This window comes from Sphingomonas sp. DC4900, from assembly GCF_049896485.1.
Taxonomy (GTDB): domain Bacteria; phylum Pseudomonadota; class Alphaproteobacteria; order Sphingomonadales; family Sphingomonadaceae; genus Sphingomonas; species Sphingomonas aquatilis.
Genome location: NZ_JAFCUK010000003.1, coordinates 23,580 through 36,641, shown reverse-complemented (window position 1 = coordinate 36,641; position 13,062 = coordinate 23,580). Strand labels below are relative to the sequence as shown.

The following is a 13,062-nucleotide window of genomic DNA, read 5'->3' as shown; positions in this document are numbered from 1 at the left end:
TGCGATCAGGCGGCCCGCAAGAGTGTCACACGGGCCTTCCCATGCACGCGGCTGGTGTCGATGGCGAACCCGGCGACCTCGACCGCCTCGTCGCGTGCGGTCTCTATGCTGACCCAGGTCGCGGCGTTCGTCCAGCCCAGCCGCGCCAATTTATCCAAGGCTACCAAGCCTGCACCGGTGCCGTAGGGCGGGTCCATCATGATGAGGTCGAGCGGCGCGCGCGCCGGCCCCAGCGCCATTACCGACCCGCTGCGCACGTCGCCGCGCGTGCCGAGCTTGGCGAGGTTGGCCTTCAGCGCATCCAGCGCCGCGCCGTCCTGTTCGACGAATAGGCAGGACGCCGCGCCACGCGACAGCGCCTCGATCCCCAGCGCGCCCGATCCGGCGAACAGATCGGCGACGGCGAGCCCTTCGAAGCTGCCGAGGCGGCTGGTGAGCATTGAGAACAAGGCCTCGCGCGTGCGGTCGGCGGTGGGGCGCGTCGCGTCGCCCTTGGGCGCGACGAGCGGACGCCCGCGCCACTGGCCGGCGATTACCCTCACGAGCGACCTCCGCGCGGCCCGCCCTTGGGCCCGCCCTTGAAGCCACCGCTGGGCGGACGCCCGCCCGATGGGCGCGGCGAGCCGCCGCCGCCTGCGGGGCCGCTGCGCGTCGGGGCGTCACCGCGGGGAGGTCGTTGGCCGGTGCGGGATGCGCCGGGCTTGCCTTGGCCGACGCGGGGAGCGCCTGAGCGGTTGCGGTCGCCGCTGCGATCGGCGCCGCGCTCATCATGACGCTCCCACGGCTTCATCGCCGAGCCGCCGGTGGGGACGTTGGCCTTGCCGTCGCGGGCGTCGTCGCGGGCGCGCGTGTCGGTTCGGGTCCGCGTACGGGCGCCGCGATCGGTCGTTGCGGGTGTGCGGAAGCCGGGGCGGGGCGCTTCGCCGGTGGCGGCGGCGCGCGGGTTCGCCGTACGGGCCGCAGCGGGACGGTCCGCGCTACCCTCGGAACGCGGGCGCGATCGCGTCGGGCGCTCGCCTGGCGTGGTCGGCCGTACGGTTGCCGGCCGCTCCACGCCACGCTCGGCGCCGCGGCGCGTGCGGGTGGTGCGATCGACGCTGGGCGCGGTGCGGAAGCCGGCACGGGGGGCGGCCGCGATCGGCTCGTCCGGCGCGCCGCCCTTCAGCGTCTTGCGGAATCCGACGATCTCATGCTGCTTCACCTCGCCGATCCCGCCGACCGGCAGGTCGCCGAGCACGAACGGGCCGTAACGGGTACGGATCAGGCGGCTGACCTGCAGCCCGAGATATTCGAGGACGCGGCGCACCTCGCGGTTCTTGCCTTCGGTGATCGTGATCTCGATCCACACATTGGCGCCGGTGCGCCGCTCGATATTGGCGTCGATCGAGCCATAGCGAATGCCCTCGATCTCGACGCCCTCGGCCAGCTCCTCGAGCTGCTGCTGCGTGACGTTGCCATAGGCGCGCGCGCGATAGCTGCGCTCGACACCGGTCGCGGGCAGCTCGAGCTGGCGCTTGAAGCCGCCGTCGGTGGTCAGCAGCAGCAGCCCCTCGGTATTGAGGTCGAGCCGCCCGACCGGCACCAGCCGCGGCAGGTCGTGGGGCAGGCGATCGTAGATCGTCGGCCGCCCCTTGGGGTCGCGTTCGGTGACCAGCAGCCCGGTCGGCTTGTGATACAGGAACAACCGCGTCGGTTCGGGCGAGCCGACGGGCTGGCCGTCGACGGTCACGCCGCGCAGCGACGTCAGCACGGTGGCGGGCGTGTCGAGCACCGTGCCGTCGAGCGCGACGCGCCCTTCGGCGATCATCCGTTCGATCTCGCGCCGGCTGGCGACGCCCGCGCGGGCTAGCAGTTTCGCGATCCGGTCGCCGGGAGTCTTGCCCGCGGCTGCAGGGGTGCGGGGGTCTTTGGGGTCGGCCATCGTCGCCCCATACGCGCAATTGTGCCGGACGTGAAAAAATTTGCGTCACTTGCCGCCAGATGCGCGTTAACCGAATCGGGCGTGACATGGGGATAACGCCGTCAACCAAGGGGCATAGCGGCATATGTTGTTCGGGCGGAAGAAGCGGCTGATCGAACGGCTGCTGGTGGTCGAGGACGAGCCACTCATCGCCTTCGATACCGAACATATCCTGCGGGAGGCGGGCTACACGATCATCGCGACGGTGGACCGCGTGGCAGAGGCGGTGTCGGTGCTGGAATCGGGCGAGGCGCTCGACCTGGTGCTGGTCGACGTGAACCTAGCGGACGGATCGGGGCTGGACGTCGCGCGCAGTGCCCGTGCCGCCGCGGTGCCGGTGCTGTTCGTCACCGGCCGCTTCCCGCCCGAGGCGGAGGCGCTGGCGACCGGGCGCCTCGTCAAACCCTATCAGCAGCGCGACCTGATCGGATCGATTGAGGCGATCGACGCCGCGCTCGCCGGCAAGCGCCCGCGCAAGCTGCCCACGGGCTTCGCGCTGTTCGCCGTGCCGCCGGGGGAAGCGCCCGCCGCGTAATCCCGCTGGTCGGCGGCGAATAAGCCGTTAGTGTTGCCGCCATGTTGACCGGCAACAATCTCTACTTCCTCATCGTCGCGGCCCTCGCCGCACTCGTCATCGCGATCATGCGCCGTTCGCCGGCGATCCGGGCGCGGCTGACGCCGCTGGCGCCCTATGCGGAACGCGGGCCGATCGCGGTGTTCTTCATGGGCATTTCGTCGGGCCTCGCCTTTACGATGATCGGCGCGACGCTGACGACGCGGCTTAAGCAGGACGGGCTGGACAAGGCGACGATCACCGCCTTCACGCTGGGCTTCCTCGTCTACAATCTGAAGCCGTTATGGGCGTGGATGGTCGACGGGGTCCGGTTGCCGCTGATCGGCGCGCTGGGGCAGCGCGTGTCGTGGATCCTGCTGGCGGGCGTGATGGTGATGGCGGCGGTCACCAATCTGGCGCTGGTCGATCCGGCGGCGAATTTGCAGGCGACGATCATCGCGGTCGTGCTGGTCGGCTTTGCCGGCGCCACCTACGACATCGTCATCGACGCCTATCGCATCGAGACGCTGGAGCCCGAACAGATGGGCGTCGGATCGGGCATGACGCAATATGGCTGGAAGATCGGGTCGGTGCTGGCCGGATCGCTGGCGTTGGTGATCGCGGCACGATCGAACTGGCACGTCGCCTATCTGGCCTGCGTGCTGTTCGCGTTGCCGGCGATGATTGTCGCGCTGACCCGCGGCGAGCCGGCGCGGCGGCGCGAACCGGCGCAGCGGCGCGGGCTTGCCGAGGTGCAAGCGTCGATCGTCGGCCCGTTCCTGGAATTCTTCCGCCGCCATGGCGCGTGGCTGATCCTCGCGTTCATCCTGCTCCACAAGATCGGCGATACGCTGGGGCAGCAGGCGCTGCGGCTGCTGCTCGACGACCTGGGCTTCACCAATGACGAGATCGCGCTGTACGACGTGGTCATCGGCTTCTGGGCGTTCTGGATCGGTCTGGCGCTCGGCGGCGTGCTGTATGCGCGGCTGGGCCTGAAGCGATCGGTGATGCTCAGCCTGATCCTGATGATGGTGTCCAACGCCAGCTTCGCGCTGCTGGCGGCATCGGGGCATTCGAACCTCGGCCTCGCGGGCGCGATGGCGTTCGAGAATATGGCGAGCGGCATCGGCGGCGTCACCGTCGTCGCCTATTTCTCGGCGCTGTGCGACCTGCGCTTCACCGCGTCGCAATATGCGTTGATCTCGGCGGCGGCGAGCATCGTCGGCCGTATCCTGACCGCGACGACGACGGGGCAATTGGTCGACCGGTTCGGCTATGTCGCCTTCTATTGGGGCACGACCTTTGCCGCGCTGCCGGGCGTGCTGCTGTTCTGGTGGATGAGCCGGTCGGGCCTGATCGACCGTTCGATCGGCAGCGCCGGCACGGCGGGCGAGGGCGACGTGCGCGAAGCGCCGAAGGACTGACGCGTCAAAAGGCGTTGCGATGAACCAGCACCCGTAGCGTCATCAGGATGATACGCAGGTCGCGGAACAGCGTCCAGCCGCGCAGATAGGCCAAATCGTGGTCGACGCGGCCATGCAGGTCGTCGGCATGTTCGGTCGCGCCGCGATAGCCGCGGACCTGCGCAAGGCCGGTGATGCCGGGCTTGATCGCGTGCCGCTGCCAATAGCGGGGCTCGACATCCCAGAACAACCGGTCGCCCGCCAGGCTGCCGAGCGCGTGGGGCCGCGGGCCGACGATGCTCATCTCGCCCCGCAACACGTTGAACACCTGCGGCAGCTCGTCGATGCTGGTCGCGCGGATGAAGCGGCCGACGCGGGTGACGCGCGGGTCGCCGCGCTGCGTCGACCGATCGCCCGCCAGATCGGCGCCATCGACGCGCATGCTGCGGAACTTCAGGACGCGGAACAGCCGATTGCCGCGCCCGACGCGTGGCTGGCGGAACAGCACCGGCCCGCGGCTGTCGAGCTTGATCGCCAGCGCGGTGAGGAACAGGATCGGGGAGAGCAGCACCAATGCGCCCCCCGCGACCGACAGGTCGAAGGCGCGCTTGAGCAGGCGGCTGCGCGTATCGAGCGGCCCTAGCGACACGACCGCGCTCGGCATGTCGGCAAGGTGCGAGAGGCGGACGGGCGCCAAGCTCTGCCATTCGGGCAGCAGCACTTCGCCTTGGACGTTGGCACCGCGGAGCAGTCGCGCCCAGGCCTCGCGCCGGTCCGCCGCGCAGGCGACGATGACGCGCTCGGCGTCGGCGGTCCGTTCGCTGAAGGTCGCGAGGATATGGTGGGGCAGCGCGGGTGCCGTGATGTCGATGCCGGTCATGTCGATCGCCGGCAGCCGCGCGATCGATGGATCGTGCAGCGCGGCGGGCTGAATGCCGTCGATGACGACCATCGTGGCGATATGCCAGCCGCCGGTATGCGCTTCGGCGAGTTCGTGCAGGGCCCAGCGGCCCGCCACCATCAGCGCGGCGGCGATCACGACCCCGGCCAGCAGCAGGCGGAACGACACATCGACTTCGGCATGCAAATACGACACCAGCAGCAGCGCCGTTCCCGTCGCGGTCAGCAGCGCCGTCACCGCATCGCGCGTCGTCCGCCGCCAGTTCTGGAAGAACCGGCCGCTGTACGGCTTCCGCTGCAGCACGATGCCGCAATAGATCGGCAGCAGCACCGCGAGATCGTTGACCACCCAGACGTCGAGTGCGTCGTTCAACGTGACCGCGCCGGCCAAGGTGAAGGACGCGAGCAGCGCGGTGAGATCCAGCGTGATCAGCGCCGCATAGATGCCGAGGCGAAATCCGCGCCCGGCTATCGTGCCGCTGGCCGCTTCGGGCCGCACCGAAGCGGCCTGGGTCACTCGGCCGCCGCCGGCAGCTCCGTCCGCGGCGAGGCGGAGGGCAGGCCGGCACCATGCGCGGCGACCGTGTCGGTCATCGCGGCGATCATCATCTCGATATGCCGATCGCGCGCCAGTGTGCCGTTGAAGTGATGGTCGGCGCGGTCGAGCGTGACCATCCGGACAGGCGGATATTGGCGGAGCAGGCGCGCGCCACGGCCGAGCTTCATGCCCATGTCGGCAAGGCCGGGGTCCTCGTCGCTGAAGACGAGGTGGACGTGGGCACCGCGCGCCGACAGCGTCTGGAGCTGTTCGCGAACCTGCGCAGCTTCCGATCCGGGCTTGGGCGGCAGCAGGCTGGTCGCCGCGTGACGCAGGCGGACGGCGCTCCGCTTGGCGAGAACGCGGGCGATACCGGGCAGGTCGGCCTCGCCCTTCAGCATCCGGCGCCATTCGCCCGGATTGCGCATCGCGCGGATATAGCCCTTCAGCGACCGTTTGTTGTCGCGCACCGCGACGCGGATATCGTCGCCATAATGCCAGATGAACTTTTGCAGGTTGAGCACCACGCTACCCACCGCGCGTTCGTCGGCGAGCGTCACCTGCAAGGCGGTGTGCGCGCCCGAACACAGGCCGGCGACGATCGCGCGGGGGAAGCCATGGGCCTCCAGGCAATCGAGGCTGGCGACGCCTTCGGGAATGCGTTCGGGGTCGTAATGCGGGTGGCGCGGATTGTCGCCCGCGGGGCTGTCGCCCATGCCGGTCAGGTCCATTCGCAGCGAGGCGAAGCCCTCTGCCGCCAGCCGGCGGGCGAGGCGCACATAGGCGCGCCCGTTGCCGATGTGATGGGTGCTGCCCTCGTGCATCAACAATGCCGCGACCGGCGCCGCCCGGCGGCTGGCGGGCCGGCACAGCATGCCGAACAGCGCGTCGTCCGGACCGAAGCGTAGCGGCTCTTCGATATAGGTGTCGGTGGCGAGCATTGGGTCGTCACGCAGTGGCGCGATGGGGGCGCCCGCGGGCGTTCCGGCGTGCCGGGCCACCCAATCGGCGACGGCGGCGAAGGTGTCGACCGGCGTCTCGTTGGTCGTGGGATCCTGCATCCAGCCGTCATAGTCGGCGAAGGACAGTTCGGTGGCCGCACCGCCCGCGTCGCGCCAGCGTTGCGCCAGCTTGCCCGAACGCCGGTCCGTCCGCGGCGGCACGAACAGCGCCGTCTCGACGGGCGCCTCTACGGCCGTCAGGTCGATCGCCGCCACTTCGCGCTGGAAGGCGGCAGTCCAGCGGAAGCCGTTGGTGTTGAGCGGCTGATCGCTCTCCAGAGGCGGGACGGGGTCGAGGCCGGAGAGGCTCGCCACCGCCGCCGAGGCACGGGTTTCCCGCAGGAACGCCTGACCTGACAGTACCGGCGCGAGCAGGACGAGGGCGCTGACATCATTCAGCCGCTTCGCCGCCAGCATAGCGATCGCCGCGCCCAATCGCACGCCGGCCAGCATCACGCGATCGACGTGGGCATGGCCGCGGAGCCAGGCCGCCGCCGCTTCGGCATCGGCGATCAGCCCGTCCAGCGTCACTGGCCCGTCGATCGAATCCCCGGTCCCGCCATAATCGAAACGGACCGCCGCGACCCCGCGCGCGGCAAGCGCCTCGCCCAGCGCCATCAGGCCGTAATGTGTACACACCTCTTCCTGCGCGAAGGCGGGGCACAGCACGACACCGACCGGCGCGTGTGCGCCGTCGGCCGGCGCATGCAGCCAGCCGAACCGGCCATCGATATAGATCGGGGTCATCGCCATCGGATGCGCTCAGTCGAGGCCCAGCGTCGCGCGCACGCCCGCGGGCCAGGCGGTAAGGTCGAAGCCGTGATGACGCAGCAACGCCAGCACCAGCCGCTCCATGCCGAACGCGCAACAGGCGGTCTGCGCCGGCGCGCCATCGGGCGTCCGGATGTTCCAGGTATCGCCGAAATAGGTCATGTGATAGTTGAAGCTGAGGCAGGCCGTGGGTCCGGCGCCGTCATTGACCGGCACCAGCAGCTCGAACTTCAGATTCTGCATCCGCTGATTGTCGGCGAGCAATTTGCCCGCACGGCCGAAGAACGGATCGTTGGCGACGTCGACCTCGAACGGCAGCTCCAGCGTGCGGACGAAGTCCTGCCCGCGCTCCATCCAGTCGGCGCGGAAGGCGAGCACCTGTTCGGGCGTGCCGATCCGCACATATTCGCGCATGCGGAACAGCTGCAGGCGTGTCGGCTCCAGCGAGGGTTCGTGGCGGAAGCAGTATGAGGCCACGTCGACCAGATGACCGTCCTCGGCCAGCACGCCGCGTTCGGCGACGATCGGGTAGACCGCGTAACAGGCGGCGGGCGTCAGCACGAGATCGGCGGGTTGCTGGTTCCCCATCCAATCCTCGCCGCGCTCCATCTGACTCATCAGCTTGTGATGCGCGCGGTCGTCCCCGCAGAAGCAATGCACCGTTCCCGCGAAGTGCGGGAAATTCTTCATATAGCCGCTCTTTTCGAACGTCTTCTGCGCCATCGCGGGCGGAAAGCGCATGACTTCGGGCTTGTCCTTCAGCCCCGCCGCGGTGATCGCGCGCTCCAGGCCGTCGAACACCGCCTCGAACGTGCCGCTGCGACCCCACAGGCCGTCGATGCCGGTCGGGAAGACAAGGCCGGCCTCGATCAGGCGGGTGCGGAAACTGGTGGGCATGTCCATGGTTCAGAGCGTTCCCAGTTCAGCGCGCTGTGCGAACAGCATGGCGCCGGTGCCGCTGGCGATGCGGTCGTTGTTGATCATCAGCTGCGCCGACAGGATGTCGCGCAGATGACGGCCGATGCTGAATTCGGTGCCGTTGCGATATCCGGCCATGCCGCAGATGCGCAGCGCCTCCAGCACCACCTCATGGCATTGCGTCGATACGTCGTGCTTCAGCATGTTGAGTACGGTCGCGCGCGCCATCCCTTGCGGCCAGCCCGTCTCTTGCGGATCGGCCACGGCGCGGTCGCTGCCGAGCGCATAGGTGGCGTCAAACCGGTCGATCAGCGTGCGCAGCCGCGCCTGCATGCCGTCGAGCAGGCCGGCGGCGTGCATCAGGCGATGCGCGCCGGGCTGCGTCTGGCCGGGCTGGCGGCGCGCGGCGGTGCGCAGGAAGGTGCGCGCGCGGGTCAGCGCCTCGACCGCGATGCCGGTCCAGACGCCGCCCCACATTAGGTGCGATGCGGGCACCATCGCCTCGGCGGCGATATCGGCGAAGGGTACGGCCATGATCTGCGCGGCCACGCCTTCGGCGCGGAAGGTGAAGCCGACCGTGCTGGTGCCGCGCATGCCCAGCGCGTCCCAGCCGCCCGTCGATTCGAACGAGGCGTCCTCGCGCGGCACGACGACGAGCACCTGATCGGACGGCGGCGCCTCGGCATGGGTGCGCGCGGTCACGAAGAAGACATCGGCGTAATCGCCGTAGGAGACGGTGGGCGCCTGCTTTTCCATCGTGAAGCGGCCATCCTGTATATCGACCGCGCACCGGCTCGACCGCATGTCGCCGCCGATGCCGACTTCCGACGTGATCGAGGCGATCAGCAAATTCTCGGTCGCGATCCGGCGCGCGAAATCGCGCTGCCAGGGTTCGTCCAGCGCATGCATTATCAGGCAGGCAAGCTGGCTGTGGTGCATCGCATAGACCATCGCGGTCGATGCGCAGACGCGGCCCAATCGTTGGCATTGGCCGACGATCTCCGCCATCGTCGCACCGCTGCCACCCAGCGCGACCGGCACCAGCGCGCCGAGTAGCCCTTCCTGCCTTAACGCCGCGACGGCCTCGACGGGAAAACGGCCTTCCCGATCCACCGCGTCGGCATGCGCGGCGGCGACAGCGACGACCCGCTCCATCGCGGCGGCCATCGCACGTCCGGTCGCGGACGGATCATGCAGCATCGGCATCCCCCCGAATGCTCTCGATCGCAGCCGTCAGCGCGGCGATGCTGCTGAAGGTCGCACGCGTGAGCAGCTGGTCCGGAAACACCACGTCGAATTCCTCTTCGATCGCGAGCATCACGCCCACGGTTTTGAACGAGGTGAGACCGGCGGCGAACAGGTCGTCGCGCGGCGACAGCGACGCTGCCGGCTTCAACAGCCCGCCGGCGTCGTCGAGGATGTTGCGCAATTGGTCTTCCACGAAAATATCCTCAGCAAGATGAGATGGATTTAACGCGACTGACGCAGGTCTGCGACCGCTGCACGCAGAAAGCCGATCGTACTGGGCCCATAGCGCTGTAGCATGCGTCGCGGCTCTAGGACGATGCGCCACAGCCATTCCAGGTTGAGGCGCACCATCAGGTCGGGTGGGGGGGCATTCATGCCGAGCAGCAATCGGAACGACTGACCGACGCACAACGCCCATGCCGGCGGCAGCAGCGCGCGATAGCGATAGGCGAACAATTCGCTCTTGGGCGCGCCGACGCACAGGAAGATCAGGGTCGCATCGAAGGTCGAGATCGCATCGGCGAGCGAGCGGCAATAGGCGGCGTCTTTCTCAAAGCCGAACGGCGGCACCAGCGTCTTGACCGCGAAGGCGGGTGCAAAGTCCTTCAGCCAGCATTCGATGCCCTCCGCCGTGGCGCGGCTGTCGACGACGAAGAACCCTCTGTGGCCCGCCAGCGCGGCGGGGTCGGCGAACATCCGCTCGATCACGGCGCGCCCGGCAACGCGGCCCGGCAGCGAGAGGCCGCGCAGCTTTGCGAAGCGATAGACCGGAAACCCGTCCGCGACGATGATCTGGGCGCTTTGTAGCGCGCGATGGAACTCGTCGTCCTTCCGCGCCAGCGCGATGTGCTGGATGTTGGGCGTGACGAACACTCCCAAGCCTTCGTCGGCGCTGCGCGGCGTCTGCAGCATGTATTGCGCCGCGCCGTTTTCATCGAGATCGCGGATGCGCATGCCCAGAACCGGCTTACGCAGGCGGCGTTCCACTCCCTGATAGGGTTCGCCGTGGTTCGGATCGGTCGTAGTGTCGGACGTCAAGACCACGGACTCCGGAAACGGGCTTGAAAACTCCTTAGGCCACAAAGGCTTAACATTGCGTTTTCCGGCCCCAGCCGCCAAGGAATTTATGACAACATAGCGGGCATTTATCGGCCACGTCGAGCCGGTCGCTCATTGCGGTAACGCTGTCCGGCGGTTCTGCCACATCGCGTAGACGGCACCCAGCGGCGTGAAGCCCAATGTGTCGCGCGCGATCAGGCTGCATCCGATCGCGTTGACCAGCATCGTCGCACTCGTCGCGATCGCCGCGCCCTGCGCGCCCAAAGGCGCCGACAGCAGCACCAGCCCGCCGATCAGGACGAGCGTCGCCAGGCCGTTGACGCGCAGCAGCGCGCGCGCATAGCCGGTCATGCCGAGCAGTTCCGGCGTAGTGGTGGTGAGCGCGGCGGCTAATTGGCCAATGATTAGGACATGAAGCGCGGTGGCGGCGGGCAGGAATTGCTGGCCGAACAGAGCGAGAATCCGGTCCGGGAACACGATGACGGCGAGGATCGGCGGGATCGCGAGCGTCAGCGCCAGGGCGATGGCGCGCGCGGCCTCTTGCCGCAGGCCGGCGAGGTCGCCGATCATATAGAGCCGGGCGAAGCGCGGCGCGACCATCGACGCGACGCCGCTGACGAACATGTAGATCACCAGCACGACCCGCCAGGCGATGGCGTACAGGCCCACCTCATCCGTAGAGGCCATGATGCCGAGGATGAAGGGCGGTGCCGCGCTGATGAGAAGCTGCACCAGTTCCAGGCTGAACAGCGACAGGCCGGTGCCGAGCAGGGGTTCGGGCGGATTGGACGGCCGGCCCGGCGTCACCGCCGGCAGATCGCGCAGCAGCATCACGCCGCCGATCAGCGTCGCGAGCGTCATACTCGCCGCCACGGCTGCCAGCGCATGCGCATCCGACATCGGCAGCGCGAACACCAGGACGCAGAACAGCCCCGGCCACAGCCAGGTATAGACGATCTGGCTCTGCGTGACCCGGTGCAGCCCGGCGAGCGCACCCGCGACGAGATTGGCGAAATTCTGCGGCAGGATGGCCAGCGCGCCGATGACGAACAGCGGTGCCATGTCGGGCTTGCGCATCACATAGGCGGCGAGGGGCCAGGCCGCGAGCAACGCCAGGGCGGTCAGCGTGAGCGACAACAGCAGCACCATGATCGCCGCCCGCCGCATCGCCGCCCGTGCGCCCGCCGCATCCTCCGCGGCGAGCAGCCGTGCCATCTCGCGCGTCAGCGCGCGGTCGATCCCCAGGCGGCCAAGGCCCGATGCGATCATGAGCGCGCCGAACACGATGTAGAAGGCACCGACCTGATCCAGCGACAGGCGCAGCGCGATCATCAGGTGCATGCCGTATCGGCATGGAATGTCGATCAGCCGCGTGCCGACCGTCACCAGCGACCCGCCATAGCGCTGGTGCAGGCGACGCAGCAGCGAGTGATCGGCCGCGCTGCTCATCGACGGCGCCCCCCCGCCCTAGGCAGCTCGCGGGCGTAGAGGGCGATCGCCATGATCGACGTAATCTCCCCAGGGGCGAGGGTCATGGGAAGCATTTCCGATATCAGCAGCGAATAGACGAGATAGTCGCGCAGCGCGGCGAGGAAGGGCGTGTCATGCAGGCGGCGGCCGCTATCCATCAGCAGCACGCCGCGCAAGGGGACGGCCGCGATCAGCAGCGCGCCGATGATGCCATATTCGAAGATGATCCCCATCCAGGTGATGTCACCCAGAAAGAAGAAGTGATTGAAATAGGTCATCAACCCGGCGGGATCGATCGGGCTGATCGTGCCGACGCCAAAAATCCAGCGAAACGGATCGGTGCCAAGAAAACCGATCGCCTTCATCGTCGAGATATAGCGGACGTCGAACGCGAAGGCTTTGTCGGTGCTGAAGATCGACGCCATGAACGGCACCGAAAACAGCGCGGCGAGCGCGAAGGGAATGAGCGCCAGCATCAGCAGCCGCAGGCGCGGGCCCGCCGCGAGAAAGCCGTTGATCGCCGCCATCAGCGTCAGGCCGAGCACGAAGGTGCGCATGCGGACGAGGCCGAACACCATGGCAAAGCCCGCCCCCCAGGCCGCGAACCAGCGCGGTTGCCAGCGCGCGGTGCAGCGGCGCCAGGCGTAGAGGATGCCGATCAGGCCGAAGTACATTGGCATGCGGATGCGATTGCCGCGGGCGTCCGCCGACAGAAGCGGGGAATCGCCCGCCACATAATGTTCGGCATAGGCCGATTGCGGCGCCAGCCGCCAGATCGCGAGCAACAGGACGAAGGTGACGACCGCACAGATCAGGAAGGCGGCGGCGATCTCGCGCAGCGTCGGCCGCAGCCAGCGCAAAAGCCCGAGCAGCGAGAAGATGTAGAGCAGCGGCAACAACTTGAGCTGCGATGCCAGCGCGATGAAGAAGGTCTGCTGGAAGGTGAAGAGCGAGATGAAGGTGGGGACGAGCACCAGCCACAGGATCGTCACGACCATCTGCCGCGACCCTTCCGGCCGGCGCCCGGCGAACAGGATCAGGCACAGCGGCAGCGACAGCAGCGGAAATGCCTTGGACAGGGCCCAGGCGGGCTTGAGCAGCTTCACATAATGGAAGCTCTGCCCGAACAGCGGCAGAGCGCGACGAGAAGCGCGACATAGGCCCAGCGGACGTCGGCCGCCTGCATCCAGCCGCGCAGGCTGCGTCGCGGAAAAGGCAGGGCGCGCGTCGCGGCGGTCATG

The 13,062-nt window shown here is 68.4% G+C and carries 13 protein-coding genes; 2 read left to right on the top strand and 11 right to left on the bottom strand.

The annotated features are described in order from the left end of the window. Positions 1-5: 5 nt before the first annotated feature. Together rsmD and ACP690_RS04690 are read right to left on the bottom strand one after the other, a co-directional pair. Positions 6-542, bottom strand: coding sequence for a 16S rRNA (guanine(966)-N(2))-methyltransferase RsmD (gene rsmD, locus ACP690_RS04695; RefSeq protein WP_024310514.1), 537 nt, complete (start codon positions 540-542; stop codon positions 6-8). Then, positions 539-1,921, bottom strand: a complete 1,383-nt coding sequence (locus ACP690_RS04690) for a pseudouridine synthase (RefSeq protein ID WP_426260492.1) — start codon at positions 1,919-1,921, stop codon at positions 539-541. Before ACP690_RS04690 ends, rsmD begins: the two co-directional genes overlap by 4 nt. 124 nt (positions 1,922-2,045) lie before the next feature. Between ACP690_RS04690 and ACP690_RS04685 the strand changes: the two genes are divergently transcribed. After that, entirely contained in the window at positions 2,046-2,495 is a 450-nt protein-coding gene (locus ACP690_RS04685; RefSeq protein WP_017978433.1) for a response regulator, read from the top strand. Between the two features lie 41 nt (positions 2,496-2,536). After that, complete coding sequence (locus tag ACP690_RS04680) at positions 2,537-3,937, top strand: AmpG family muropeptide MFS transporter (protein WP_426260493.1); 1,401 nt, start codon at positions 2,537-2,539, stop codon at positions 3,935-3,937. 4 nt (positions 3,938-3,941) lie between these two features. Here the strand turns inward: ACP690_RS04680 and ACP690_RS04675 are convergent, their stop codons facing one another. The 9 genes from ACP690_RS04675 to ACP690_RS04635 all read right to left on the bottom strand — a co-directional run bounded on the left by ACP690_RS04675 (position 3,942) and on the right by ACP690_RS04635 (position 13,061). Further along, on the bottom strand, positions 3,942-5,333 hold the full coding sequence (locus ACP690_RS04675) for an exopolysaccharide biosynthesis polyprenyl glycosylphosphotransferase (protein ID WP_426260494.1): 1,392 nt from the start codon (positions 5,331-5,333) through the stop codon (positions 3,942-3,944). Further along, entirely contained in the window at positions 5,330-7,102 is a 1,773-nt protein-coding gene (locus ACP690_RS04670) for a serine aminopeptidase domain-containing protein (RefSeq protein WP_426260495.1), read from the bottom strand. Before ACP690_RS04670 ends, ACP690_RS04675 begins: the two co-directional genes overlap by 4 nt. A 15-nt stretch (positions 7,103-7,117) precedes the next feature. Continuing rightward, a complete protein-coding gene (locus tag ACP690_RS04665; RefSeq protein WP_426260496.1) occupies positions 7,118-8,023 on the bottom strand; it encodes an amino acid--[acyl-carrier-protein] ligase in 906 nt (301 codons plus the stop codon). Between the two features lie 9 nt (positions 8,024-8,032). Further along, positions 8,033-9,244 carry an acyl-CoA dehydrogenase family protein gene (locus ACP690_RS04660; protein ID WP_426260497.1) on the bottom strand — a complete coding sequence of 404 codons (1,212 nt, stop codon included), beginning with the start codon at positions 9,242-9,244 and terminating at the stop codon, positions 8,033-8,035. Then, positions 9,234-9,473: an acyl carrier protein gene (locus ACP690_RS04655; RefSeq protein ID WP_221204590.1), complete on the bottom strand. Its 240-nt coding sequence runs from the start codon at positions 9,471-9,473 to the stop codon at positions 9,234-9,236. Before ACP690_RS04655 ends, ACP690_RS04660 begins: the two co-directional genes overlap by 11 nt. Before the next feature lie 41 nt (positions 9,474-9,514). Continuing rightward, positions 9,515-10,336 (bottom strand): WecB/TagA/CpsF family glycosyltransferase, encoded by an 822-nt coding sequence (locus ACP690_RS04650; protein WP_426260498.1) that lies wholly within the window; start codon positions 10,334-10,336, stop codon positions 9,515-9,517. Between the two features lie 126 nt (positions 10,337-10,462). Further along, positions 10,463-11,800: a lipopolysaccharide biosynthesis protein gene (locus tag ACP690_RS04645; RefSeq protein ID WP_426260499.1), complete on the bottom strand. Its 1,338-nt coding sequence runs from the start codon at positions 11,798-11,800 to the stop codon at positions 10,463-10,465. Next, complete coding sequence (locus tag ACP690_RS04640) at positions 11,797-12,927, bottom strand: hypothetical protein (protein WP_426260500.1); 1,131 nt, start codon at positions 12,925-12,927, stop codon at positions 11,797-11,799. The genes ACP690_RS04645 and ACP690_RS04640 overlap by 4 nt, the downstream gene beginning before the upstream one ends. Beyond that, positions 12,924-13,061: a hypothetical protein gene (locus ACP690_RS04635; RefSeq protein WP_426260501.1), complete on the bottom strand. Its 138-nt coding sequence runs from the start codon at positions 13,059-13,061 to the stop codon at positions 12,924-12,926. Before ACP690_RS04635 ends, ACP690_RS04640 begins: the two co-directional genes overlap by 4 nt. Position 13,062: the final 1 nt, after the last annotated feature.